Origin of the sequence: Leucobacter exalbidus (assembly GCF_017834145.1) — a bacterium.
Lineage (GTDB): Bacteria > Actinomycetota > Actinomycetes > Actinomycetales > Microbacteriaceae > Leucobacter > Leucobacter exalbidus.
Window position 1 is genome coordinate 3,047,401 of the sequence record NZ_JAFIDA010000001.1, and the last position, 26,525, is coordinate 3,073,925.

The window sequence follows — 26,525 nt, forward strand, 5'->3', positions numbered from 1 at the left end:
GCGCAAAAATCCCCGGGGGAGGCGCCAATGCGCGCCGCCCCCGGGGAAATTCGAAGCCGCTGACTTCTTAAGTTACTGGGTGCTTTCGAACTCGCGATCCTGGTCTTGCATCGCCACACCGGCGATCGCGATGATCAGGCCCGCGAGCCAGGTGCCCCAGATGAGGTAGCGGCGCCAGTCTTTGCGCATGCTGGCCGATTTCTTGGCCACGCCGACGGCGCCGATAGCCGCGCCAATGACTGATGGGCTGGTGACAAACTTGCCAATCTGCACGGTTCCTCCTCATAGACACGAAAGTGCGTGCGATCAGCCTACCGCCAGGGGTGGCGCCGTAGCGACTTGCAAAGCCGCTGGGTGCGATACCCTGGAGGGAGGTCCCGTTCGCGGGCGTCAGTCTTGTTATGGCCACAGGTACGGCCATCTGAAACTAAGAGGAGAAGCCGATCATGGCGAATGAGAACAACGAGGCGCTGTTTATTGAGAGCTCGCGCGGCGCTGTGAGTGCAGTCACCGTCGTGGTATTCGTACTGTCACTGGTGCTCTCCATGGGTGGCATTGTGCTGATGAGCTACGGCTTCAACCCGACGCTCGGTGCGTTCACTGAGCTGTGGATCTTCGTGGCCGGCCTCGTTGCTTCGGTCGTTGGCTTCATGCTGCCGTTCACGATTCTGCCTGCGATCGGCAAGTAGCTTTCGCACGCAACACACCGAATCAGGGCCAGAAGCACAACGCTTCTGGCCCTGATGTGTTTCTGCATGTGTCTGGTTCTCGGGCGCGGTATGCGATTTGGAATGCGCGAGGGCATAGACTGGCGACATGGCAGAGATTGACATGAAGCCGCGAAGTCGCGACGTCACAGATGGAATCGAAAAGGCTGCAGCGCGAGGCATGCTTCGCGCCGTAGGAATGGGCGACGAGGACTGGGTAAAGCCGCAGATTGGCATTGCTAGTTCTTGGAACGAGATTACGCCTTGTAATCTCAGCCTCGACCGCCTAGCACGGGGCGCCAAAGAAGGCGTACATGCTGGGGGCGGCTACCCGATGCAGTTCGGCACCATCTCGGTGTCTGACGGCATCTCGATGGGGCATGAGGGAATGCACTTCTCCCTCGTCTCACGCGAGGTGATTGCTGACTCGGTCGAAACCGTCATGATGGCTGAGCGCCTCGACGGCTCGGTGCTGCTCGCGGGCTGCGACAAGTCGCTCCCCGGCATGTTGATGGCTGCGGCACGCCTCGACCTGGCATCGGTGTTCTTGTACGCCGGATCAATTGCGCCGGGCTGGGTGAAGCTGTCTGACGGCACCGAGAAGCAGGTGACGATCATCGACGCCTTTGAAGCTGTGGGCGCATGTGTTGCCGGCACGCTCAGCGAAGAAGACCTGAAGCGCGTTGAGTGCGCAATCGCACCCGGCGAGGGCGCGTGCGGCGGTATGTACACCGCGAACACGATGGCTTGCGTTGCCGAGGCCCTCGGCATGAGCCTCCCCGGATCGGCTGCGCCCCCCAGCGCAGACCGTCGCCGCGACTACTTCTCGCACCGTGCGGGCGAAGCAGTCGTCAACATGCTGCGCCTGGGCATCACCAGCCGCGACATCCTCACGAAGAAGGCGTTCGAGAACGCCATCACCGTGGCCATGGTGCTCGGCGGTTCAACGAACGCTGTGCTGCACCTGCTCGCCATTGCCCGTGAGGCCGAGGTTGAGCTGACGCTCGACGATTTCACGCGCATCGGCGCCGTCACGCCGCACCTCGCCGACATGAAGCCCTTCGGCCAGTACGTTGCCGAAGACTTCGACCGCGTGGGCGGCATGCCCGTCGTGATGAAGGCGCTGCTCGACGCAGGCCTGATGCACGGCGATGCCCTCACCGTGACCGGCAAGACGCTCGCTGAGAACCTCGCCGATCTTGATCCGGCTCCCATCGACGGCAAGGTGATTCGCCAGCTCGATGACCCGCTGCACGCAGCCGGCGGCCTGTCGATCCTGAAGGGCACGATCGCGCCCGAGGGTGCCGTCGTGAAGACCGCGGGCTTCGACGCCGAGCGTTTCGAAGGCCCGGCACGCGTGTACGAACGCGAACGCGCCGCAATGGATGCACTCGAAGAGGGCGCCATTCAGAAGGGCGACATCGTAGTCATTCGTTACGAAGGCCCCAAGGGTGGCCCCGGTATGCGCGAGATGCTGGCCATCACCGCAGCCATCAAGGGCGCGGGGCTCGGTAAAGATGTACTACTATTAACGGACGGACGATTCTCAGGCGGCACAACCGGCCTGTGCATCGGCCATATTGCACCGGAAGCCGCCGATGGCGGCCCGATTGCACTGGTGCGTGACGGTGACCTGATTCGGGTCGATATCGCCCAAGGAACGCTCGACTTGCTGGTAGACCCCGCTGAGCTTGAGGCCCGCAAAGAAAACTGGGCCCCGCTTCCCCCACGGTACACGCGCGGCGTCCTTGCTAAGTACGCCAAGCTCGTGCACTCCGCGTCAGAGGGCGCCATCACGGGTTAGTCCTCACTTGCGTCGCGACTGCGTCGATAACGCGCGGTCGCGACGCATCTGATGCGTAAGCAACCCACCAGACGAAAGAAAGTCATGACTCCGGATTCGAGTGCAATCCCACCCACACCCGATCTCAAGGGCGAACAGCTCACTGGTGCCCAGGCCGTCGTACGCAGCCTCGAAGCACTCGGTGTGACCGACGTCTTCGGGCTTCCCGGCGGCGCAGTGCTGCCGCTCTACGACGCGCTGATGGATGCGTCAAACCTGAACCACGTGCTCGTGCGTCACGAGCAGGGCGGCGGCCACGCCGCTGAGGGTTTTGCGAGCGCAAGTGGCAAGGTCGGCGTGTGCATCGCCACCTCTGGCCCCGGCGCCACGAACCTCGTCACCGCGATTGCCGACGCCTACATGGATTCGGTGCCGCTGCTCGCCATCACCGGCCAGGTGTTCTCACACCTGATGGGCACCGACGCCTTCCAAGAGGCCGACATCATGGGCATCACGATGCCGATCACGAAGCACTCGTTCCTCGTGAAGAAGGCCGAAGAGATTCCCGGCGCCATCGCTGCCGCGTATCACCTCGCGTCTTCAGGTCGCCCGGGCCCCGTGCTCGTCGACATCACGAAGGACGCGCAGGAGGGCCTGCTCGACTTCGTGTGGGATCCGCGCGTTGAACTGCCCGGCTACCGCCCGATCACGAAGGCGAACAGCAAGCAGATTCAGGCCGCAGCCGACCTCATCGCGCAGGCCGAGCGCCCCGTGTTCTACGTGGGCGGCGGCGTGGTGCGTGCTGGTGCGGCTGAAGAGCTGAAGCAGCTGGCCGAACTCGTGGGTGCCCCCGTGGTGACCACGCTGATGGCTCGTGGCGTGTTCCCCGATTCGCACCCGCAGCACCTGGGTATGCCCGGCATGCACGGCACGGTGCCCGCGGTGCTCGCACTGCAGGAGTCCGATCTGCTGATCACGCTCGGCGCGCGGTTCGACGACCGCGTGACGGGCAAGTCGGCGCTGTTCGCACCCGACGCGAAGATCATTCACGCCGACATTGACCCCGCCGAGATCGGCAAGATTCGCGCGGCAGATGTGCCGATCGTGGGCGACGCCGCCGAGGTCATTTCTGACCTCATCGCAGCGGTGACCACCGCGAAGGTATCGCGCGAGTTCGCCGACATGTCGGCCTGGTGGGAGCGCCTGAACGGGCTGCTCAAGACGTATCCGCTCGGGTACCAGGCAACCACCGACGGCCAGCTGTCACCGCAGCAGGTCATTCAGCGCATCGGTGAGCTCACCGGCCCCGAGGGCATTTATGCCGCGGGCGTGGGCCAGCACCAGATGTGGGCCGCGCAGTTCATCAAGTATGAGCGCCCGCACGCCTGGCTGAACTCGGGCGGCGCCGGCACCATGGGGTACTCAGTACCGGCAGCCATGGGCGCCAAGGTGGCTGAGCCCGATCGCGTCGTGTGGGCGATCGACGGCGACGGCTGCTTCCAGATGACGAACCAAGAGCTCGCTACCTGCGTGGTGAACAACATTCCCATCAAGGTGGCGGTCATCAACAACTCGTCGCTCGGCATGGTGCGCCAGTGGCAGACCCTCATCTATGACGGTCGCTACTCAAACACCGAGCTGAACACCGGGCACGGTTCACCCCGCATCCCCGACTTTGTGAAGTTGGGCGAAGCGTACGGTTGCCTCGCCATTCGGGTGGAGCGCGAAGACGAGATCGACGACGCCATCAAGCTGGCGCTCGCAACGAACGATCGCCCCGTGGTGATCGACTTCGTGGTGAGCTCAGACGCCATGGTGTGGCCGATGGTTCGCCAGGGCACCTCAAACAGTGCCATCCAGTATGCACTTGAACACAGCCCTGAGTGGGAGGGAGAGTAAGCCATGAGCCGTCACGTACTCAGCCTCCTCGTAGAGGATAAGCCCGGCCTGTTGTCGCGCGTTGCGGGTCTGTTCTCGCGCCGCGGGTTCAACATTGAATCCCTCGCGGTGGGCCCCACCGAGATGAAGGGTCTGTCGCGCATCACGGTTGTTGTCGACCAAGACGAGACCCTGCTCGAGCAGGTCACGAAGCAGCTGAACAAGCTGGTCAACGTGATCAAGGTCGTCGAACTTGACACCGCAAGCTCGGTGCAGCGCGAACACGTGCTCATCAAGGTGCGCGCCGATAACCAGTCACGCTCACACGTGCTCGAAGCGGTCAACCTGTTTCGTGCGCGCGTCGTCGACGTGGTTCCCGATGCCCTCACGATTGAGGTCACCGGCGACAGCGGCAAGATCGAGGCCTTCCTGAAGGTACTCGAGCCGTACGGCATTAAGGAGATCGCGCAGTCGGGTCTCATCGCTATGGGCCGCGGCTCAAAGTCGATCACCGAGCGCGTTTTCAAGAACTAGCGGCGGGCCCAGCCCACCGTGTTCCTCGCGAGTCATGCGCTCGCAGGATCCAAGAATTACCAGTTTTCACAAACCACCAACACAAGGAGAACCCCAGTGGCTGAGATGTACTACGACGCGGACGCCGACCTCTCGATCGTTCAGGGCAAGAAGGTAGCCATTGTTGGCTATGGCTCACAGGGCCACGCGCACGCAATGAACCTGCGCGACTCGGGCGTCGAGGTCGTTATCGCGCTCAAGGAGGGCTCGAAGTCGATCCAGAAGGCTGAAGAAGCCGGCTTCACGGTGAAGTCAGTTGCTGACGCAGCCGAGTGGGCTGACCTCATCATGATCCTCGCTCCCGATCAGCACCAGCGTGCGATCTTCACCGAGTCGATCAAGGACAAGCTGACGGCGGGCAAGACCCTCGCGTTTGCCCACGGCTTCAACATTCGCTTCGGTTACATCGAGGTGCCCGAGGGCGTCGACGTGATCCTCGTTGCTCCCAAGGCTCCCGGCCACACCGTGCGCCGCGAGTTCGAAGCTGGCCGTGGCATCCCCGACATCATTGCTGTCGAGGTTGACGCAACCGGCACCGCATGGGACATCGCGCTTTCGTACGCGAAGGCCATCGGCGGCACCCGTGCAGGCGTCATCAAGACGACCTTCACCGAAGAGACCGAGACCGACCTGTTCGGCGAGCAGGCTGTGCTCTGCGGTGGCATGAGCCACCTCGTACAGGCTGGTTTCGAGACGCTGACCGAGGCTGGCTACCAGCCCGAGATCGCGTACTTCGAGGTACTGCACGAGCTGAAGCTCATCGTTGACCTCATGTGGGAGGGCGGCATCGCCAAGCAGCGTTGGAGCATCTCTGACACCGCTGAGTTCGGCGACTACGTTTCGGGCCCCCGCATCGTTGATGCAGGCGTCAAGGCACGCATGCAGGAAGTGCTCGCTGACATCCAGTCGGGCGCCTTCGCTAAGCGCTTCATCGACGACATGGACAACGGTGGCGTTGAGTTCCAGGCCATGCGCGCCAAGGAAGAGCAGCACCCCATCGAGAAGACCGGCGTTGAACTGCGCAGCCTCTTCGCATGGCAGCAGCAGGATTCAGACTACGTTGACGGCTCGGCCGCACGCTAGTCACACTGATTGGCTGGCCGCAACGCCAGTCAAGTAGGTGATCACCAGCCGGGTAGCGCGATCTTATGATCGAGCTACCCGGCTGGTTTTTTATTGCTGCGCGCGCTTCGTACGCGCCGTTGCCTGAGCCGTCCAAGGGTCTTCAGGCCACGGGTGTTTGGGGTAGCGGCCCCGCATCTCACTGCGCACTTGCTGGTATGGGCCATCCCAAAACGAACGCAGGTCGGCGGTGACCGCGAGCGGTTTGCGCGCCGGCGACAGTAGATGGAAGAGCACGGGCACACGGCCGTTCACGAGCCGCGGTGTCTCAGCCAGCCCAAAGAGCTCTTGCAGCTTCACCGCCACCACGGGCTGCGCATCGCCCGAATAGTCGATGCGCACGCGCGACCCCGAGGGCACCGCGAGTTGCTCGGGGGCGAGCTCGTCGAGCTTTGCGGCCTCGGGCCAGGGGAGCCGCCTGCGCAACGCCTGCGTGAGCTCGAGCCCCGCGAGCGACGAGTCGGCGCGCAACCTACCCAGATCGGGGCCCAGCCAATCGTCGAGGTTCGCAAGCAACGCCTCGTCGCTGACATCGGGCCAGGGGGCACCCAACTCGCGGTGAATGAGCGCGAGCCGCGTCCGCAATGAGCTCGCGCCTTCGCGCCAGGTGAGGGCGCCCAGACCCGCGCTGCGCAGGTGCGCGGTGTAAGCCGGCGCGATATCACTGGGTTCAGCGCGCACGGGTGCCTGCGTGAGCACGATCGCGCCGAGGCGCCGCTCCTCACGCACCCGCAGCTTGCCGCCGGCAATGCTCGCGGTGCGCTCGAAAGTCACCAGCGATCGGGCGACCTTGAGGGCTTCGGTCTCGTCGAACGGGGCCGCCATTCTGATGACGGCGCCGGTGCCGTCGGCGGCGCGGCCCTCGGCGCGCTGCACCTCGTGCACCGCGAGCCACTCGTAACTGGCAAGTTCGCTGCCCTCGGGCAGGGCCGCGCGGGTGCCGCTCGCGAGCAGATAACTGCGGGAATGTTCGCCGGTGCGCCGTGCAACCCACTCGGGGCGACCGAGAGCGATGACGGTGCCGGGCGCGGTGGCCGTCGCGGCGATGGTGATCGCCGGGCCCGCGGCACGGGGCAGGGTTCCTGTGGCCTGGGCCGCGATCCGGAGCAGCCGTTCGCTCTCGCGCTTCCATCTGGCCGCCCCCGGGTGGCGGCCGGTGCGCAACTCGCGCAGCAGCCGCGGCAGATCGGCACTGGGCTCACGAAAATCATCGGAAATGGCGGCCACGGTCTCGGCCGCCAGGCAGGCATCGCCGAGCACCTGCGCGCCCTCCACGAGCGCACGGGCCGACCTGGCACCGACGGGCAGCAGCGCCACTGAGCGGCCAGCCGGGGTGATGTGCCCGCGGTCGTCGACCAGCTCGAGCGCGCGCAGCGTCGCGACGGCAGCGCTCATTGCGGCCGCGGGTGGCGCGGTTGGCAGCGCGAGCCCCTCGGCCCCCGGCGTGCCCCACGCCGCGAGCAACAGTGCGGCGTCGGTGAGATCGGCCGAGGCGATATCGGGCTGGGCGTGGGCGCGCATGTGCGCGTATTCTGCCTCGGAATAGACGCGCACGGCATGTCCCGGGCCCTGCCTCGCCGCGCGGCCCGCGCGCTGCTCAGCACTCGCTCGCGACGCACTCACGGTGCTGAGCCCCGACATATCGCGCCCGCGATCGCGACGCACCTCGCGCGCTAACCCCGAATCGATCACGAGGCGCACGCCGGGCACCGTGAGCGAACTCTCGGCGAGCGACGTGCTCACGATGATGCGCGGCGGCTCATCGGCGCCCCGCCCTCGTACCGCGCGATCTTGCTCGCGGGCGGGAATACGACCGTGCAGCGGCAGAATCTCAAGCTCGTTTGGGGCTTGGGAAGCGGCGCCGGATCGCAGCAGCGCGACCACGTCATCGACCTCGCGCGCTCCGGGTACAAACACCAGCGCATCGCAGCCCGCGGCACGCTGGGAGCGCAGCGCGACCTGAGCCAGGTGGGCGAGAAACCCGCGGGAGGTGCCGCGCGCATCCAAACGCGGCTCGGCATAGGGGGCGTGCTCGATCGTGAGCGAATGCAACACCGATGGAATTTCGACGACCGGGGCATCACCCAACAGCTCAGAAATGCGGGCGGCCTCGAGGGTCGCCGACATCGCCGCGACGATGAGATCGTCGCGCAGGGCCCGCGCCTCAGCCACCATGCCGAGTAGCAAATCGCCCTCGACGGTGCGCTCGTGCACCTCATCGAGGATCACGGCACCGACTCCGGGAAGCTCGGGGTCAGCGATAAGGCGCCGCAGCAGCACGCCCGGGGTGACCACCTCAATGCGGGTGCGCGCCGAGACATGGCGCTCACCGCGAATCGTGACGCCCACCTCTTCGCCCAAGGCGCTGCCCGACAGCTGAGCCAGCCGGGTCGCGGCGGCACGGGCCGCGACGCGCCGGGGCTGCGTGAGGATGACACGCGAGGGGCTACCGGCAGCCTGCAAATCGTTTTCGGGGGAGGCCCCGTGCGCCGCACGCTCAGCAAGCAGATTCGCCACCAGGGGCGGTACAAACGTCGTTTTACCGGTTCCCGGGGGCGCGGTGACCACGAAGGCCCCAGAGGCGGCGGCCCGCGAAAGTTCGTTCTGAGCCTGGGAAACAATAAGGCCAGAGCCGATACGGTAAAGGTCGAAAAGAAGCGGGGTCACCTCGCAAGCATACGAGACGGGGGAATAGTATGCGTGATTCACACGAGTTGTTGGCGGCAGCGGCCAGCGAGATGGCCGAACACGGCTACTCGGCGGCGTCGCTGTCGGCAATTGCCGCGCGCTTGGGCCTCACCAAGGGGGCCCTCGTACGCCAGTTTCCGACCAAGGAACACTTTGCGCGTGGCATCATCACGGCGCTGCGGCTCTCGATCACAGGTGAACAGGAGCGCGCTACGGCGGCGTATCCGCGAAGCGGCGCCCGCGCCCTGATTCGATTCTTGATTGTCATTCGCGAGCGGGCCAAAGAACGACCAGAGGTGCGAGCCGGCATCGTGCTCTTTAGTGATCGTTCGGCACCCTCCAGCGAGATCGCCGAGCTGGGGGAGAGCTGGCGTGGTGCATTGCAGGCGATGCTCGAGGCTGCGCAACGGGATGGGGAGATCGATCCTGAAGTGAGTCCGCGCGAGATAGCTGAGTTTCTTCTCATGCTCAATATGGGGGAGGGGATCGTCACCACGCGGTGGCAGGCTCCCGAGTCAGCGGGTGTTTCGCTGGGCGCCTTGCGCAGAAGCTTGCGCAATATCGGAATAGCTGACGTGGATGCGCTGATCGAAGAGGTGCAGGCCGGGCTTCGGTAGCAGGCAGCTGCCGCGCGGGCGGCGAAACGTTGTGGGCTATTGGGCAACGTTGCTCAGATACACAAACGAGCGGGGTTGGTACCGGGAATGAACCCGGCACCAACCCCGCTCGATGCCCATTGCTGGGCTGGGGGATGAGGTAACTGTTGAGGGGGAATCGTAAGTTACCTCGCTACTGACTAGGCGAGCTTGTTACGCCGCATCATCAGTAGGGTCATACCGCCGACCACGAACAGGGCGCCGCCTGCAACGAGGGGCCAAGTGGCCGCTGCGCCGGTGCGGGCGAGCTCGGGAGCCGAAGCTTCGGCTGCCACTGCGGCTGTCTGCTGTGCAGGCTTGCTCGAATCTGTGCTGGTGGTGGGTTGGGCAGGAACAGTGGGCTCGGCCGGCACAACGGGCTCAGCGGGAACGGTGGGTTCTGCGGGAACGGTGGGCTCAGCGGGGACCGTGGGCTCTGCGGGAACGGTAGGTTCTGCCGGGACGGTGGGCTCTGCCGGAACGGTGGGCTCAGCAGGAACCATCGGGTCGACGGGCTCGTTGGGATCAACGGGCTCGTTGGGATCCGTGGGGTCGACAGGAATTGCCGGCTCGGTGGGATCCACCGGATCCGGGGCGATGCCACAGCTCAGCTGGCCAGCAAAGGTGTGATGGTGGATCTCGCCGCCACCAGCGGTGGTGACGTCGCCGCCTGCGAACCACTGACCGTTGGTGGTTACGCCCGAGTTGAAGTTCAGCGCAGAATTGGGAGCCCAGATGGAGCCCATTTCGAAGCCATCGATGGCGATATCCTCGGTGGTATCCGAGAGATCGACCATGATGTAACGTGCGAAGTGTTGATCCTCAGTTGTTCCTGCGCGCCAGCCCTCGAAATTGATTTGTTTTAGAGTGGTCTGGTCTTTCGCTCCGCGAATGATTAGCGGTGCGGCCGCGGTCGGTACATATCCGTCTGCGCGATCCCGCTTGACGGTCTTGCCTGCAATGTCCGTGTAATTGATGACGTTCGGACGGTCAGGGGCGAAACCAGAGACAAATACCTGTCCGTGCTCTTCTTCGACGGTGACCGCATTCGAGAGCTCTGCGTCTGAGTACACGCCAGTGAGGCATGCATTCGCGCGAGTGATCTGCGCCTCAGAAGCGCTCAAGTAATCAGCGACCGAGCTCTGCTCGGTCTTGTAATTTGCGATGTCAGAGCCCTGGAACGGGACAGACTTGAGATCGATAATGCCGGCTTCAGCGTTGGTAATGCGCAGGAAGTTGCCGCGTTCGGCACCGGTTAGCCCATTGATATTCACGAACTTGACGACGGCGTTGGCCTCGGCGGAACCGGTAGCGATCGTCCCTGAATCATCACGGTTCGAGACGTCGAATGCGCCGTTGCCAGCGAAGCTGTCAGCGAGAATGCGTACGGGCACGCCATCAACCGTCGGCACGGTGTAATCGGCGCGACCAGCTGCGGTGTGAACGACGGGATAACCGTTCTGGTTGGTGGTAGCAATGCTTCCGTATGGGCCTATAGGACAAAACGTGTGGGTTTTGTTGAGCGTGTCTCAGGGCCTGCCCGCCCATCCGCTGCGTGTCCATAGCCCTTCGTTGGCATCGAGGCCGGTGTCATAGAGCGATACTGGCGCTGCTGGATCTTTCGACTCTGGTTGTGCAGTGTTCGTGTGTTGCCGTTTCTCGGGTTGGTGTTCTTTGAGGATCACTGCTGGGTTCGGGAACTCTGAATGCAGATACAACCACCACTCGATCGCTCGTCGTTGATGTTCTTCTGGCATGCCCCGATGGAGGCGGAGCAGAAGCCTCATCTGGGAGTTCGTGCCTCCCTCGATCTCGTTCGTCGTGGAGGGCACGTTGAGATGCGCGAGTTGCGGGCTGAGGAACGTAAATAGATGGCCGCCCTGGATAGCGCGTTGTAGCACTTGGTAGCCCGACCTGAGGCGTTGATGCGTGTACCACCAGGTTTGGTTCGGCCTCGCCCACGACGGCACCTCGGCCGCGTGTTTGCGATACGTGCGTTCCTTGGTGAGGTGCAGGAACGAGTTCTCCCAGGCCAGGAAAAGCTGCGCCCATTCCTCGCCCCCAGTGACAGTTTTTACGCGGGTGAGTTTCAGAGCAAGGCCCCACAACCCCTGACCGGCAGGCGTTTTTGAGCGGGTCGTGACGTGTTTCCGGACGTTGCGTTGGAGATGCACGAGACAGCGTTGAACCTGGGCCGTAGGCCAATGAGTATTGAGCGCAGCATGCATGCCCGATCCGCCATCACACACCACGACCAGGGGCGCCGGCAGCCGTTGCATGAGCGCGCCCCAAGCAGCCGCTGACTCACGAGAACACCATTGGAACGCGACTACGGTTCCGCGGTGAGTGGCGACCAGCACACACCAGCCTGTCCGCAGATTGAACCCATCGATCTGGAGGACGTCGTACACCGCGCCAGTGACTGGAATGACGGGGCGGAGCGCCCAGCACCAGGCCGTCGTGCGGCGGAACTGTCGAGCTGCGCTGGCACCTCCGAGATCAGCCTGCGAGGCCTTCCCCGTGATCCAGGCGAGGAACTGATCCAGTTGCGCTTTGCGTGTCACATCGGGGCGTTTCCGAACCGATGAAGCACCGCATTTGGGGCATCTCCAACGCACGGTTCCCGCGGGGGTCGTGCCATTCCTGACGAGCTTGGTGTTGTATATCAGGCAGGTGGTGGTGTTCTCGCTTTTGGGCACAGTTAAGGGTGCCCGGGCATAGCTTCCCTGGGTTTACCGCGTCATCCTGGGGCTAGATCAAGATCTCGTACACACGTTTTGTCCTATAGGCCTCCGTATGCCGCGACCGATCCCTCGATCTCGCCGTTACCGAGCATTACGTCGCCCTGCGAGACCACAGTGAAGCCGTTGTTGATCTCGAAGGGATTAAACGTGGTGGGGGCAGGTGCGGCGACAGCAGCGGTAGATCCGCCCGCGACCAAAGAACCTGCGATAAGCGTGAATGCGCCTGCGCCAGACAGCGCGCGCTTCCATGAAGCTGATAGCGCGCGGGGGCGTGGTGAACTCGCCAAAGTGACTCTCCAAAAGGTGGGGTGCTCGAAATCTAAACATTGCGTGTCTGCCTGGCACCCATGTCGGCATAAACGTGCGTATACGCAACGATAAGCACTGCGTGTTCCAGGCTGCAAGTCAGCAAGCAATCTCACAACAATTTCAAAGGAGCCGACGTTGAAGTTTGTGAGAAATATCTAAAGCGTGATTCGGAGGCTGGTTGGGCGTCTTGGAATGGAATACACAAAAGCCCCGATTTCGCCGCTTCTGCAGTCCATATGGGCTGCGAAACTGACGAAATTGGGGCTGATCCGGTTTTGTGTAGCCGGGGTGAAGTTTGGGGGGTCTTTTGATGGCGAAAGGGATCCGCCGAGTCGGGCAGTGGCATTCTCGTTCAGGTCGCAGGATCTGCGCAAAGGCTCGTTGCCCTGCGCATCGAATTACTAATTCGCTCCTGGGGCGATGCTGACTCTAGCACCGATGTTGCGCAGTAGCTATGTATTGGCTATTTATAAAAAATGAGTAATAAATCAATTAAAACTTGTTGACTATGAATAGTCCATTTGCGTGTTTAGGAACGTAAATTATGGTTTACGTAAACCTTCGTCTACATCAGTGTTGGGGGCCTGTTGTAGGCAATTTTTGTGCGCCCAATTCGTGGGTGCTGTGGAGAGTGGAGTAATTGCTATGCCCGTTCGTAAACGCGTTCCTTTATCCTTAGGTGGAAGGCACTTGAAGAAATTCTTGGCGGCTGTCGCAACGCTGGCGGTAGCCGGGACTGGACTCATCGCTACTACAGCTCCGGCTGTTGCCGTGCCGAGCCAGTCACCCGCAGCTTCGTGCAGCCCGGTGAACCCGATGGGAGCCGCGACTCCGAACGGATCGGAGAACGGCTACACGGTATTTGTGCGGGAGAACGCGATTCTTGCGAACAGTGAGCTTGAAGGCACGCTTGCTGTTGGAGGTCGTGCGACGTTTGGTGACGCGCGAGGCAACCAAAACCAGCAGTACCCGATCTACCATGGTGGTATTGGCGGGAACTATGACTATGAGGCTCCCACTCTCGACGGCGAGCCCAACCGCGTACTGATTCAGGAGTTCGCGACTGACGGCAAAATTGTTCAGGTCAAAGCCGATGGCGCGACCGGCGCAAGCGCTCAAGCTGGTGCAAAGATTGGTGATCAATCCACACCGGCCGATTACACGTTTGGGCCGATGTTTGGCGGGAACGGAACAACGTTCTTCCCCTCCGACGGCGGAAACATGAGCCCGCAGATTGACTCTGTTGTACAGCCATGGACTGACCTGGAAGCTGCTCAGAAGAGCTGGAGTGCTGACGGTGATGTACTTTCATACTTCCCCGTAGACGCGGGCACTTCCATCATTGAGTCGTTCGCTGACTGGCAGAACATTCCCGCACCAGCTGGTGACGATCAGACCATTACGCTCAGCGCTGATGGGCCGAGCAAGTTGCAGCTCTCGGACTTTGCTGGAATCAGTAAGTTTCAGCTCGCCGATTATTCCGAAACATCGTTCCTCGTTATCTCAGTGGACCAGTCAGATGTTGTGGACGGCCGCGTAACGCTCCCGTCGTACTCTTTCCCCGGAAAGGAAGGGGCAGAAAAAGAAGGTGTGAGTCACATCCTCTTTGACTTCAGCGAGATCGTTGGCGCAGTTGAGGTTGTGTCTCCGAACGAACCCGTGCGCGGTTCGATCTATGCCCCCAACGCCCACGTTGTGTTCCCCGCAGAATCTGATGGCGGTCGGGAGTTCGAAGGGCAACTGATCGCCCAGAACTTCACGGCACTTCAGGGCGGTAAAGAAATGCATACGAACCTTTTCAAGGGACGATTCCCTTGCATCAATGAGCCTGTCGTGGTGAACGAAGGCACTTTCAACCTGCACAAGGTGCTGGCCGGTGTTGAGGCGGCCGAGTTCCCTGCGGGGACCACGTTCCCCGTGACGGCAACCTGGGCTGATGGTGGCGAGAAAACGTTCGAGCTTCCTGCTGATGGAACTGTGGTGAACTCGGGTCTTCAGCTGCCGGAAGGCACGGTAGTGACGCTGACCGAGGGAGACCTGCCTGAGGCGCCTGCCGGGTACTCGTTCGTGTCGAAGAGCCTGTCGGCTGACACGATCACCATCCTTGAGGATGGTGTCGCAGATGTTGAGTGGTCGGTCGCGAACACGTACGAGCAGGATGTTGTTGTCGTGAACGATGGCACGTTTAACCTGCGCAAGGTGCTCGCCGGTGTCGACGCGGCTGAGTTCCCTGCGGGGACCACGTTCCCTGTGACGGCGACCTGGGATGGCGGCGAGAAGTCGTTCGAGCTTCCCGCTGACGGAACCGTGGTGAAGTCAGGCGTGGACTTGCCTGAGGGCACTGTGGTGACATTGACCGAGGGCAACCTGCCCGAGGCTCCTGCCGGCTACTCGTTCGTATCGAACAGCCTGTCAGCAGAAACGATCACCATCCTTGAAGATGGCGTGGCGGATGTTGAGTGGTCGGTCGCGAACACGTACGAGCAGGATGTTGTTGTCGTGAACGATGGCACGTTTAACCTGCGCAAGGTGCTCGCCGGTGTCGACGCGGCTGAGTTCCCTGCGGGGACCACGTTCCCTGTGACGGCGACCTGGGATGGCGGCGAGAAGTCGTTCGAGCTTCCCGCTGACGGAACCGTGGTGAAGTCAGGCGTGGACTTGCCTGAGGGCACTGTGGTGACATTGGCCGAGGGCAACCTGCCCGAGGCTCCTGCCGGCTACTCGTTCGTATCGAACAGCCTGTCAGCAGAAACGATCACCATCCTTGAAGATGGCGTGGCGGATGTTGAATGGTCGGTCACGAACACGTACGAGCAGGATGTTGTTGTCGTGAACGATGGCACGTTTAACCTGCGCAAGGTGCTCGCCGGTGTCGACGCGGCTGAGTTCCCTGCGGGGACCACGTTCCCTGTGACGGCGACCTGGGATGGCGGCGAGAAGTCGTTCGAGCTTCCCGCTGACGGAACCGTGGTGAAGTCAGGCGTGGACTTGCCTGAGGGCACTGTGGTGACATTGGCCGAGGGCAACCTGCCCGAGGCTCCTGCTGGCTACTCGTTCGTATCGAACAGCCTCTCGGCTGACACGATCACCATCCTTGAGGATGGCGTCGAGGATGTTGCCTGGTCGGTCACGAACACGTACGAGCAGGATGTTGTCGTGAATGATGGCACCTTTAACCTGCACAAGGTGCTGGTGGGCGTTGACGCGGCTGAGTTCCCTGCGGGGACCACGTTCCCTGTGACGGCGACCTGGGATGGCGGCGAGAAGTCGTTCGAGCTTCCCGCTGACGGAACCGTGGTGAAGTCAGGCGTGGACTTGCCTGAGGGCACTGTGGTGACATTGACCGAGGGCAACCTGCCCGAGGCTCCTGCTGGCTACTCGTTCGTATCGAACAGCCTCTCGGCTGACACGATCACCATCCTTGAGGATGGCGTCGAGGATGTTGCCTGGTCGGTCACGAACACGTACGAGCAGGATGTTGTCGTGAATGATGGCACCTTTAACCTGCACAAGGTGCTGGTGGGCGTTGACGCGGCTGACTTCCCTGCGGGGACCACTTTCCCCGTGACGGCGACCTGGGATGGCGGCTCGGAAACATTCGAGCTTCCTGCTGACGGAACCGTCGTATCGTCAGAACTTCAGCTGCCTGAGGGCACTGTGGTGACGTTGACCGAGGGTGAACTGCCTGCTGCTCCTGCCGGCTACTCGTTCGTGTCGAAGAGCCTGTCAGCAGATACGATCACCATCCTGGATGGCGGGAACGCAGACATCGAATGGTCGGTCACGAACACCTATGAGCAGGATGTAGTTGTCGTGAATGACGGCACGTTCAATCTGCGTAAGGTGCTCGCAGGTGTTGACGCGGCTGAGTTCCCTGCGGGGACCACGTTCCCAGTGACGGCGACCTGGGATGGCGGCGAGAAGACGTTCGCGCTTCCTGCTGACGGCACGGTTGTGGAATCAGAGCTTCAGCTGCTTGAGGGCACTGTCGTGACGTTGACCGAGGGCGACCTGCCTGCGGCTCCTGCCGGCTACTCGTTCGTGTCGAACAGCCTCTCGGCTGACACGATCACCATCCTTGAAGCTGGCGTAGCGGACGTCGAGTGGTCGGTGACCAACACGTATGAGCAGGATGTAGTCGTCGTAAATGACGGCACGTTTAACCTGCGCAAGGTACTGGCCGGTGTTGACGCTGCCGAGTTCCCTGAGGGAACCACGTTCCCTGTGACCGCGACCTGGGATGGCGGCGAGAAGTCGTTCGAGCTTCCTGCTGATGGAACCGTAGTGAACTCGGGCGTAGAACTGCCCGAGGGGACTGTGGTGACGCTGACCGAGGGTGAACTGCCCGAGGCTCCTGCTGGGTTCTCGTTCGTATCTAACACTCTGTCGGCTGACACGATTACCATCCTTGAGGATGGCGTGGCAGACGTCGAGTGGTCGGTCACGAACACGTACGAGCAGGAAGACGAACCGAACACGTACGAACCTAATGAGAATACTGAGAAGCCGACCACTGAGCCTAAGGAGCCGACGACTCAGCCTGATGAACCGGCCACTAAGGCTGGCGAGCAGACTCCTGTCGTGAAGGCTGCCAAGGCCGAAAGCGGCCTGGCCGCGACCGGTGGAATGTCTGCAACTGGTGCAGCGATCGCTGGAGGGGTGTTCCTCTTGGCCGGCAGCGTGCTGTTGCTGATTCGTCGCAAGCGAACCGCCATGTAGGTAGGCGTTTCTGGGCTGAGCCTGAGGCCTAGGTGAGGGCGCCGTCCCATCCAGATGAAGAGGAAACTTTTCTCACGGGTGGACGGCACTCATCGGTTAGGCGGCCGCAGCGCTGCTGGAATCTGTGTCATGCAGATTCCAGCAGCGCTGTTTTCGTTTGCCCCGGGTGAAGGGCTGATCGTTCGCTGCTGAGGAAAGTGGGGGACTGGCCAGCTATACAGTTCCTGGGTTGCTCAGCGATGTCGCATGCGCCCACAGAAAAGCCCCGATGCCGTCGATCACGCAGCCCATAAGGGCTGAGGAACTGACGACATCGGGGCTGATCCGGAGCCGCGTTAGGCCCCGCCGAGGCCCGCGAGCTGGTTACTGCGCAGGCGTCTCTTCTGCGTCGTTGGCCGACTCGGTGTCAGCGGGAGCAGTGTCTGCTGAATCGGTGTCTGTAGATTCGGGGTCAGTCGCGTCAAGGTTGGCGACGTCAATGCCACTCGTGGCGTTCGCAACGTCAGCCTCGGTGTAGCCACAGTAGTTCAGGGCTTCGCTCTCCCAGCGCTTCGTGAGGCGATCCTTGCCTGCTTCGTGGGCCGCAGCGACGGTGCCCTGGTAGATCGTGCCGTCCTTTGACTCTTTGTTCACATCGGGAACCGACTCGCAGACGTGAAATACCCCGCCAGACTTGGTCCAGAACACGAGATCCTCGCCTGTGAGCTGCTTCACGATGTTGGTCTCAGCCGCGTACTGCTCCTGCGACGGTGAGTCCCAGCTCACACCGAGCGCGCCCGCGATCAGCAACACCACGACGCCAATACCGCCGGCGACCGCCTTCTGCTTGCCGTCCATGTTCTTGTTCAAGAAGATCATGATGATGAGCGGCAAGAACGCGATCACCGCGATGATGGCGCCAAGCTGGTTCTGCACGAAGAAGCGCAGCTTGTCTTGATTCGACGCGGGGTCGAGGCGATTCGCCTGCTTCCAGCACAGCGAGCCCACGACCGACAGAATGCCCGCGACCACGATCAACACGATCAGCAGCCACATTTTCACCGGTACCTGCTTGAGCACCCAGAAAATTGCGAAGGCTTCGGCGCCGATCGCGACCGCCCACACGCACCACGAAACGATGCGCAGCTGGGTTGCCTTAGCGGCCGACTCAGGGGTGGGCTTCCAACCGGGGGCCGCCTCTGGGTTCTTCGCCTTGACTTCTGAAACTCGTTTGGTGGGCTTTTCTGCCATGAGATGCTCCCTCGCGTTGCACTAATCCTGATCCCCGTGTTCGGATTCACCGCGCACTCAGATTTCACCTTAACAGCTTGCATACAGGGTTCGGCAGTCTCAAAGATGAGCTTCGCTAGGCTTGGCGGGTGCGAAAAAAGAATGAAAGCGCCGCTCGCGAGAGTCGCCTTGCGAACGGGTGGACCGTCGAGGGCGCCCCGAACGCGGCTGAGGCCGATGTTGCGGCGGGCGCTGCAGCTGCAGGCGACGCCAGTATTGCTGAATCGGCGGCGGCACTGAACGCTCCCGTCGCCAGTGAAAACGACCACGACGACGCTGAGCTGGGCACCGATCAGGGCCCCGCACAGATGTCGAATGCCATGCTCGTGATCCTGGGCGTGTTCGGCGGCATCTACCTGATGTACACCTGGGTGTGGTTTAGCTGGGCCGAGTACTACGCGAGCGCCAACAACCTCGTCGCAGCGTCAAGCGGATCGCTGGGCGGTGTGCTGCAGCAGATCGTATTGTGGGTCGCCCCGCTCGCCCCGATTGGCTGGTTCTTGAGCGTCTTGCTGCTCAACCGCGGCGCATCAACTGCGCGCATCGCGCTTTGGATCGTTATTGGAGCGGTGGTTCTTGCGCCACTGCCGATGTTTGTTTGGGGTGCCTAAGATGACGCGCCGGATCATTTCCTGGGTCGTGGGGGCAGCCATCACCGGCCTGTACCTCTATATGGTGATCGCCGCAGCCGGAAACCTCATCTTGCTGCCACAAATGGTGGGCAGCATGGGGCTGTCAATGACCGCCGCTGGCTGGTTCTGGTTGATCACGGTGCTCGCGCTTGCCCCCGTGGCCTTTGTGCTTGCGCTGCTGGCGGCTCGCCGAAAGAGTGCCGCGGTGCGACTTTTGGCACTCGCGACCGGCCTGTGCGTGGCCGGTGCTGTGCAGTTGGAAATTCTGCTGCTGGTGCCGCAGTCCAGCTTCTTCGGATAGCGCTTGGAGGGCGGCGGAACGCGGTCGCTTTTGGCGGCGCGTCAAAGGCGGCATGCTTCGGGCCCTAGAATGGAACCCCGGCCGTCCTTTTACGGTCTGGGTACCCAATGCCGCTGACCCGAAGGATTCGATTGATGTCTGCGCCGGTCGTGCTGATCGCCGAACAACTGTCTCCCGCTACCATCGCCGCACTTGGCCCTGACTTCGAGGTGGTGCACGTCGACGGTACTGACCGCGACGCGCTGCGCTCGGCGCTGGCCACTGCTAATGCCGTGCTTGTACGCTCGGCAACTCTCATCGATGCGGAGGCACTCAGCTGGGCGCCTCAGCTGCAGGTCATCGCCCGCGCGGGTGTTGGCCTCGATAACGTCGATATTAAGGCGGCCACCCAGGCCGGCGTCATGGTCGTTAATGCTCCGACCTCCAACATCATCAGTGCTGCTGAGCTGACGGTCGCCCACATCTTGGGTCTGGCTCGTCACCTGCCGCGTGCACACTCCTCACTGTCTGCGGGGCTGTGGAAGCGGTCGTCGTTCACCGGCACCGAGCTCTACGAAAAGACCATCGGTATTGTCGGCCTCGGCCGCATCGGTGCCCTGGTTGCCGAGCGCCTGCGCGGCTTCGGCGTTGAGCTCATCGCGTTTGATCCCTACGTCACCGCTGTGCGCGCACAGCAGCTCGGCGTCGAGCTGGTCTCGCTCGACGAGCTCGTGAAGCGCGTCGACTTCTTGACGATTCACATGCCCCGCACGCCCGAGACGCTCGGCATGATTGGCGCAGAACAGATGCGCGCCATGAAGCCCACCGCCTACGTGGTAAACGTGGCGCGTGGCGGCCTGATTGATGAGGCAGCTCTCGCACAGGCGCTGACGGACGGCGAGATCGCCGGCGCAGCACTCGACGTATTCATGCAGGAGCCCCCGGCCGACGCATCGCTGACGGGTCTGCCCAACGTCAACGTCACCCCGCACCTGGGCGCTTCAACCGCTGAAGCACAGGAGAAGGCCGGCGTTTCGGTTGCGAAGTCGGTTCGTCTCGCACTCGCGGGCGACCTGGTTCCCGACGCTGTCAACGTTGCCGGTGGCGTCATCGACGAATACGTGCGCCCCGGTCTGCCCCTCACCGAGAAGCTGGGCCAGGTCTTCGCTGGTCTCGCAGCCGGCCCGATCGCGTCACTCGACATCGAGGTACACGGCGAACTGGGCGAGCGCAACGTTGAAGCACTGCGTCTTGCAGCACTCAAGGGCGTGTTCTCAAAGGTCGTCAGCGATCCCGTGTCATACGTGAACGCACCGCTGATCGCTGAACAGCGCGGCGTTGAAGTACGGTTCTCAAAGGACACCGTCTCAGAGAGCTACCGCAACGTGATTACGCTGCGCGGTTCACTCACCGACGGCACCACGGTGTCGGTATCGGGCACGCTGACCGGCCCGAAGCAGGTCGAGAAGATCGTTGAGGTGAACGGCTACGAGGTTGAGCTGGCCATCCCCGCGCACCTGCTCGTGTTTAGCTACACGGATCGCCCGGGCATCGTCGCCGCATACGGTGGCATCCTCGGCGAGGCCGGCGTGAACATTGCTGGCCTGCAGATCGCTCGCGATCAGAAGAAGGGCACCGCGCTGTCGGTGCTCGCCGTTGACGCTCCCGTCGATGAGGCACTCATTGGCGCGCTGAGCGAGGCCATTGGCGCCGACCGTCTCTGCACGATTGACGTTGACGCCCAGTAGTCTTCGTTGACGAACCGACGCCGCCGCCCAGTGGAAGCTGGGCGGCGGCGTTGTGGTATCTGGGTGGGCGGCCCGGCGCGAGGGAAGAATCGCACACTCACGCCAATTTTGCGGGCCCACGGTGATAGCCTGGATGAGTGGGCATGCGCCCACAACCTCAGAATATGAGCGCGCAGGTGGCGGGCTGGTCTTCGGTGGTGGATTCCTCTGCAGTGCGCAAGCTACAGAGTGGCCTTCTACTGAACATCAGCAGTGCGGCACTCGCAACACCCTGCCGCGCGCTCACTCGAATAAAGGAGTACCCATGGAGGGTCCTGAAATCAAGTTCGCCGAGGCCGTTCTCGATAACGGTCGTTTCGGAAAGCGTACGATCCGTTTCGAGGCCGGTCGCCTCGCACAGCAGGCACAGGGCGCGGTTGCCGCGTACCTCGACGAGGAGACCATGCTCCTCTCGGCAACGAGCGCGTCGAAGAACCCGAAGGACCACTTCGATTTCTTCCCGCTGACCGTTGACGTTGAAGAGCGTTCATACGCCGCAGGCAAGATCCCCGGCTCGTTCTTCCGCCGCGAGGGCCGCCCGTCAACCGACGCGATCCTCGTGTGCCGTCTGATCGACCGCCCCCTGCGCCCGTCATTCGTGACCGGCCTGCGTAACGAAGTTCAGATCGTTATCACGGTGCTGTCGATCGCCCCCGGCGAGTACTACGACGCACTCGCAATTAACGCTGCCAGCGCTTCGACCCAGATCTCGGGTCTGCCGTTCTCTGGCCCCATCGCCGGTGTGCGCCTCGCGCTGATCCCCGGTTCGGGTGCCAACGCTGACCAGTGGGTCGCGTTCCCCAACTCAGAGCAGGTTAAGGACGCAGTCTTCGACCTCATGGTTGCTGGCCGCGTCATCACCAAGGCTGACGGAACTGAAGACGTCGCCATCATGATGGTTGAGGCTGAGGCTACCGAGGGTTCATGGAACCTCATCAAGGCTGGCGCTGTGAAGCCCGACGAGACCGTCGTGGCACAGGGCCTGGAGGCTGCAAAGCCGTTCCTTACCCAGCTGGTGAAGGCACAGGCTGAGCTTGCTGCTCAGTCGGCCAAGGCTGTGCAGGAGTACCCCGTATTCCTGCCCTACACCGATGAGGCATACGCCGCAGTTGAGGCGCTCTCAGAAGCTGAGCTCACCAAGGTCTACCAGATCGCTGGCAAGCAGGAGCGCCAGGATGCTGACGACGCGCTGAAGTCAAGCGTGAAGGAAGCCATCTCGGCCAAGATCGCCGCTGGCGAGCTTTCCGCAGATGTTGAGGGCCAGGTATCGGCTGCATACAAGTCGGTCACCAAGAAGGTTGTTCGCGGTCGTATCCTCTCTGAGGGCACCCGCATGGACGGCCGTGGCCTGCGCGACATCCGCGCGCTCGACGCAGAGGTGCAGGTTATCCCTCGCGTACACGGCTCGGCTATCTTCCAGCGCGGCGAGACCCAGATCATGGGTGTCTCCACGCTGAACATGCTGAAGCTTGAGCAGCAGATCGACTCGCTGTCGCCCACGACCAGCAAGCGTTACATGCACCACTACAACTTCCCGCCCTACTCGACTGGTGAGACGGGCCGCGTTGGCAGCCCCAAGCGCCGCGAGATCGGTCACGGCTTCCTGGCCGAGCGTGCGCTCGTGCCCGTGCTGCCCAGCCGCGAGGAGTTCCCCTACGCGATCCGTCAGGTATCTGAGGCGCTCAGCTCGAACGGTTCGACCTCGATGGGCTCCGTTTGCGCGTCCACGCTGTCGCTGCTCAACGCTGGTGTGCCGCTGCGCGCTCCCGTCGCAGGTATCGCTATGGGTCTCGTCTCTGACGAGCTCAACGGTGAAACCCGCTACGCAACGCTCACCGACATCCTGGGTGCAGAAGACGCGCTCGGCGACATGGACTTCAAGGTTGCAGGAACCTCTGAGTTCGTGACCGCACTGCAGCTCGACACCAAGCTCGACGGTATCCCCTCGGATATCCTCGCAGCGGCACTGTCGCAGGCAAAGGAGGCTCGTGCAACGATCCTCGGTGTGCTGAACCAGGCAATCGACACCCCCGACGAGATGGCTCCCACGGCGCCTCGCGTCATCACGGTGAACATTCCCGTCGACAAGATCGGCGAGCTGATCGGCCCCAAGGGCAAGACGATCAACGGTATCCAGGACACCACGGGTGCCGACATCTCGATCGATGACGACGGAACCGTCTACATCGGTGCGGTTGACGGTCCTTCGGCTGAGGCAGCTCGCGCGCAGGTCAACGCGATCGCCAACCCGCAGAACCCCGAGGTCGGCGAGCAGTACCTCGGTACTGTCGTGAAGAACGCGGCCTTCGGCTCGTTCATCTCGCTGCTGCCCGGCAAGGACGGCCTGCTGCACATCTCCGAGGTTCGCAAGATCGTCGGCGGCAAGCGCATCGAGTCGGTAGACGAGGTGCTCTCGGTTGGCCAGAAGGTGCTCGTCAAGATCACCAAGGTCGACGACCGCGGCAAGCTCTCGCTCGAGCCCGTACTCGAGGAGCAGGCTGCTGACGCTCCTGCTGCTGAGGCGGCTGCCGAGTAATTTCGGTAGTTTGATCCGGATCGCGCCCGGCATCACCCTTATGGGCGATGCCGGGCGCTTTCTTGTCTGCGGGAACGACGAAGCCTCAGCCGACCGCCACTAGGCTGGAGGAATGCGTGAACCGATTCTCTTGCCCCTAGACCAGGCCGAACTCGCAGTCGATCTCAGCGGCAGCCTGATGCGCCGCACGGTCCACCCGAGTGGGCTGCGTGTACTGACCGAGCATATGCCCAGTGCACGAAGCGCCACGATCGGATTCTGGGTGGGAGTGGGCTCCCGCGATGAGCAGGCCGAACGCGATGACGCCCCGGGCAGCCTGGGCTCCACCCACTTCCTCGAGCACCTGCTGTTTAAGGGCACGCCCACGCGCGACGCCTATGAAATTGCGACCAGTTTCGACCGCATCGGCGCCGAGCACAACGCGCTCACGGCCAAGGAATACACCTGCTACTACGCCAAGGTGCGCGACGTTGACCTGCCGATGTCGGTGACGGTGCTCGCGGATATGGTGACGAACTCGGTGCTCGACGAAGAAGAGTTCGAGAACGAACGCGGCGTGATCCTCGAAGAAATCGCGATGGCGGCAGATGACCTCGCCGACGTGGCGAGCGAGAGCCTGTTCGAAGAGGTGCTCAAGGATCACCCGCTGGGGCGCCCCATTGGCGGCCTGCCCGAAACCATTAAGGGTGCGCGCCGCGACGACGTCGATCGTCACTACCGCAACACCTACGACCCGTCGACGCTCGTGGTTACCGCCGCGGGCGCCGTCGATCACGACTGGCTTGTCGCACAGGTGGTCGCGGCCCTCAACGCGTCGCCCGAGGAGCGCTGGCACACCGACCGTGAGGCCCTGCCCGTGCGCCGTGGCCAGGCCCACGTTGACGCGATTCCCAATGTGCTCGCAACGGGCGCGACAGCAGCCGCACCCGGCACGCTGACCGCCCCGCGCGTGTGCGTCACCGAACGCCCGAGCGAACAGATCAACCTGATGATCGGCGCGAACGGGCTGCGCGCCAACGACCCGCGCCGCTTCGCATTCGGCATCATGAACTCGGTGCTCGGCGGTGGCATGTCGAGTCGCCTGTTCCAAGAGATTCGTGAGAAGCGGGGGCTCGCCTACACGGCGTACTCGTTTGGTGCGAGCTACTCAGACGCTGGCCTCTTTGGGATCTACGCGGGCATGGCCCCCGAAAAGGCCTCAGAGGTGCTCAAGCTGAGCCTGCTCGAGCTGCAGAAGATCGCCGACTCGGGCATCACGGCAGAAGAGCACGAGGGAGCACTCGGCCAGATCGCAGGCTCCTCAGCGCTCGCCCTCGAAGATTCTGAGACGCGCATGGGCCGCCTCGCCCGCGCCGAGCTGGGCGCCGGTGAGCTGTGGGATCTAGACAGCTCGCTGACGCGATACACCTCGGTGACTCCGGCCGAGATCACGGCCATCGCCGCTGAGATCGCTGCGCGCCCCATGACCGTCGTCGCGGTCGGCGACGTCTCACGGGCGGGTACCTTAGAAGCATGAACGTACGCGTAGCAGTCGCGGGGGCCACCGGTCGCCTGGGAACATTGGTCTGCCAGGTCGTCGAAGAGACGCCCGGCTTCGAACTGGTTGCGCGGTTGCGCAGCACCTCGGCACCCGAGGAAGGCGCGACGGCCGACGTGCTCGTCGACGTGAGTCACCCCGAGGCCTCGGCCGCCATTGTGGCCCGGGCGATCGAGCGCGGCCAGCGCGTGATCGTGGGCACGAGCGGCTGGTCGGCCGACCGGCTCGCGGTGCTCGAGGCGAGCCTTGCCGAACGCCCCGGATCCGGAGCCATCGTCGTACCCAACTTCTCGCTGGGATCGGTGCTCGGCACCGCACTTGCACGCATCGCCGCGCCCTACTTCGATGCGGCCGAAATCATCGAGGCGCACCACCCGCACAAGGTGGATTCGCCCTCGGGCACCGCGGTGCGCACCGCCGAATTGATGGCTGAGGCGCGCGCTGCGAAGGGCCTCGGTCCGATCGAGGCGCCGTTCGCCGAGCAGCCCGCGCGCGGTGAGTTGATTGCCGGGATTCCGGTGCACAGCCTGCGTCTCGCGGGCGTGGTCGCGAAACAAGAGGTGCGCTTCGGCGGCCCCGGTGAGGTGCTGACCGTGACCCACGACACCCACTCCAATGAGGCGTACCGCGCCGGCATTCGCGCCGCGCTCACTGCGGCCGCGGGGTGCGAGGGGCTCACCGTCGGCCTCGACGCGCTGCTCGGCCTCGGGGGAGCGACCGCATGACCGCCCGGGTACGCGCGCTGCTGGGAGTCGCGTTGATGAGCGTGCTGCTCGTGCTCTATTTCGTGTTCACGGGGGTGCGCGCCGTCGGGCTGCTCGCCACGGGGGGCGTGATTCCGATCGTCATGGGGTTGGCGATGCTGATCCTGCCGTTGATCGGCGTGTGGGCGCTGCTGCGTGAGCTGCAGTTCGGCCGCCAGTCGACGGCGCTCGTCGACCAGCTCGACGCCGATGGAGCCCTGCCCGAGGAGATTGCGGCCGCACGCGAGGCTGGCACGCGACCCGATCGCGATGTGCTCGACGCGGCTTTCGGGCGCTACAAGGCTGAGGCCGAAGCTGCGCCGGATCGCTGGCAGTCGTGGTTGCGCCTGGGGCTGATGTATGACGCGTGCGGCGACCGAAAGCGTGCCCGTGCAGCAATTCGACAAGCGATTTCGGTGAATCTGGCGTAGATTCTGCGGTTATCATTGGTTGATTAGATTTTTGATACCGCGCTACATAGAATCGTGCCCGAAGCGAATGATGCGCGTCTGCCGAAGCTGGGAGACGCAAACTTCGCTCTCGCTCTGAAGCATACGTGCGCAATGGCGTGCCAGAAAGTATG

General features: G+C 62.9%; 20 protein-coding genes. 14 read left to right on the top strand and 6 right to left on the bottom strand.

All coding sequences use genetic code 11. The annotated features are described in order from the left end of the window. Window positions 1-72: 72 nt before the first annotated feature. Window positions 73-273: a hypothetical protein gene (locus tag JOF28_RS13765; protein ID WP_209706400.1), complete on the bottom strand. Its 201-nt coding sequence runs from the start codon at window positions 271-273 to the stop codon at window positions 73-75. 173 nt (window positions 274-446) lie between these two features. Between JOF28_RS13765 and JOF28_RS13770 the strand changes: the two genes are divergently transcribed. From JOF28_RS13770 to ilvC, 5 genes are all read left to right on the top strand, one after another. After that, on the top strand, window positions 447-689 hold the full coding sequence (locus JOF28_RS13770; protein ID WP_209706402.1) for a hypothetical protein: 243 nt from the start codon (window positions 447-449) through the stop codon (window positions 687-689). Window positions 690-816: 127 nt separating this feature from the next. Beyond that, window positions 817-2,511 (top strand): dihydroxy-acid dehydratase, encoded by a 1,695-nt coding sequence (gene ilvD / locus JOF28_RS13775; protein ID WP_209706403.1) that lies wholly within the window; start codon window positions 817-819, stop codon window positions 2,509-2,511. An 84-nt stretch (window positions 2,512-2,595) separates the two neighbouring features. After that, window positions 2,596-4,389, top strand: a complete 1,794-nt coding sequence (locus JOF28_RS13780) for an acetolactate synthase large subunit (protein ID WP_209706405.1) — start codon at window positions 2,596-2,598, stop codon at window positions 4,387-4,389. A 3-nt stretch (window positions 4,390-4,392) separates the two neighbouring features. Next, complete coding sequence (gene ilvN / locus JOF28_RS13785; RefSeq protein ID WP_209706407.1) at window positions 4,393-4,902, top strand: acetolactate synthase small subunit; 510 nt, start codon at window positions 4,393-4,395, stop codon at window positions 4,900-4,902. Window positions 4,903-4,998: 96 nt separating this feature from the next. Beyond that, on the top strand, window positions 4,999-6,024 hold the full coding sequence (gene ilvC, locus JOF28_RS13790; protein WP_209706409.1) for a ketol-acid reductoisomerase: 1,026 nt from the start codon (window positions 4,999-5,001) through the stop codon (window positions 6,022-6,024). 90 nt (window positions 6,025-6,114) lie between these two features. On the opposite strand, the gene hrpB is transcribed toward ilvC, so the two are convergent. Further along, window positions 6,115-8,730 (bottom strand): ATP-dependent helicase HrpB, encoded by a 2,616-nt coding sequence (gene hrpB, locus JOF28_RS13795; protein ID WP_209706410.1) that lies wholly within the window; start codon window positions 8,728-8,730, stop codon window positions 6,115-6,117. 29 nt (window positions 8,731-8,759) lie between these two features. Between hrpB and JOF28_RS13800 the strand changes: the two genes are divergently transcribed. After that, on the top strand, window positions 8,760-9,368 hold the full coding sequence (locus JOF28_RS13800) for a TetR/AcrR family transcriptional regulator (protein ID WP_209706412.1): 609 nt from the start codon (window positions 8,760-8,762) through the stop codon (window positions 9,366-9,368). Between the two features lie 179 nt (window positions 9,369-9,547). On the opposite strand, the gene JOF28_RS14635 is transcribed toward JOF28_RS13800, so the two are convergent. The 3 genes from JOF28_RS14635 to JOF28_RS13825 all read right to left on the bottom strand — a co-directional run bounded on the left by JOF28_RS14635 (window position 9,548) and on the right by JOF28_RS13825 (window position 12,417). Beyond that, window positions 9,548-10,798 (bottom strand): collagen-binding domain-containing protein, encoded by a 1,251-nt coding sequence (locus tag JOF28_RS14635; protein ID WP_245190409.1) that lies wholly within the window; start codon window positions 10,796-10,798, stop codon window positions 9,548-9,550. A 117-nt stretch (window positions 10,799-10,915) separates the two neighbouring features. Beyond that, entirely contained in the window at window positions 10,916-12,085 is a 1,170-nt protein-coding gene (locus JOF28_RS13820) for an IS1249 family transposase (RefSeq protein WP_209704615.1), read from the bottom strand. Between the two features lie 83 nt (window positions 12,086-12,168). Beyond that, window positions 12,169-12,417: a hypothetical protein gene (locus JOF28_RS13825; protein WP_209706420.1), complete on the bottom strand. Its 249-nt coding sequence runs from the start codon at window positions 12,415-12,417 to the stop codon at window positions 12,169-12,171. A 712-nt stretch (window positions 12,418-13,129) separates the two neighbouring features. Between JOF28_RS13825 and JOF28_RS13830 the strand changes: the two genes are divergently transcribed. Then, window positions 13,130-17,158, top strand: coding sequence for a DUF5979 domain-containing protein (locus tag JOF28_RS13830; protein ID WP_209706421.1), 4,029 nt, complete (start codon window positions 13,130-13,132; stop codon window positions 17,156-17,158). A gap of 363 nt (window positions 17,159-17,521) precedes the next feature. Here JOF28_RS13830 and JOF28_RS13835 read toward each other — a convergent pair whose 3' ends face one another. After that, a complete protein-coding gene (locus JOF28_RS13835; RefSeq protein WP_209706423.1) occupies window positions 17,522-18,388 on the bottom strand; it encodes a hypothetical protein in 867 nt (288 codons plus the stop codon). Between the two features lie 128 nt (window positions 18,389-18,516). Between JOF28_RS13835 and JOF28_RS13840 the strand changes: the two genes are divergently transcribed. The 7 genes from JOF28_RS13840 (at window position 18,517) to JOF28_RS13870 (ending at window position 26,373) form a co-directional block, all read left to right on the top strand. Next, window positions 18,517-19,038, top strand: coding sequence for a hypothetical protein (locus tag JOF28_RS13840; protein WP_209706425.1), 522 nt, complete (start codon window positions 18,517-18,519; stop codon window positions 19,036-19,038). A gap of 1 nt (window position 19,039) precedes the next feature. Continuing rightward, the gene (locus JOF28_RS13845; RefSeq protein ID WP_209706427.1) at window positions 19,040-19,360 is read left to right on the top strand and encodes a hypothetical protein; all 321 of its coding nucleotides are present in this window, start codon (window positions 19,040-19,042) and stop codon (window positions 19,358-19,360) included. 134 nt (window positions 19,361-19,494) lie between these two features. Beyond that, window positions 19,495-21,087, top strand: coding sequence for a phosphoglycerate dehydrogenase (gene serA / locus JOF28_RS13850; RefSeq protein WP_209706429.1), 1,593 nt, complete (start codon window positions 19,495-19,497; stop codon window positions 21,085-21,087). A gap of 304 nt (window positions 21,088-21,391) precedes the next feature. Continuing rightward, complete coding sequence (locus JOF28_RS13855; protein WP_209706431.1) at window positions 21,392-23,662, top strand: polyribonucleotide nucleotidyltransferase; 2,271 nt, start codon at window positions 21,392-21,394, stop codon at window positions 23,660-23,662. Between the two features lie 112 nt (window positions 23,663-23,774). After that, entirely contained in the window at window positions 23,775-25,178 is a 1,404-nt protein-coding gene (locus JOF28_RS13860) for a M16 family metallopeptidase (protein ID WP_209706433.1), read from the top strand. After that, window positions 25,175-25,924, top strand: a complete 750-nt coding sequence (gene dapB / locus JOF28_RS13865) for a 4-hydroxy-tetrahydrodipicolinate reductase (protein ID WP_209706435.1) — start codon at window positions 25,175-25,177, stop codon at window positions 25,922-25,924. The genes JOF28_RS13860 and dapB overlap by 4 nt, the downstream gene beginning before the upstream one ends. Further along, complete coding sequence (locus JOF28_RS13870; RefSeq protein ID WP_209706437.1) at window positions 25,921-26,373, top strand: tetratricopeptide repeat protein; 453 nt, start codon at window positions 25,921-25,923, stop codon at window positions 26,371-26,373. Before dapB ends, JOF28_RS13870 begins: the two co-directional genes overlap by 4 nt. Window positions 26,374-26,525 lie beyond the last annotated feature (152 nt).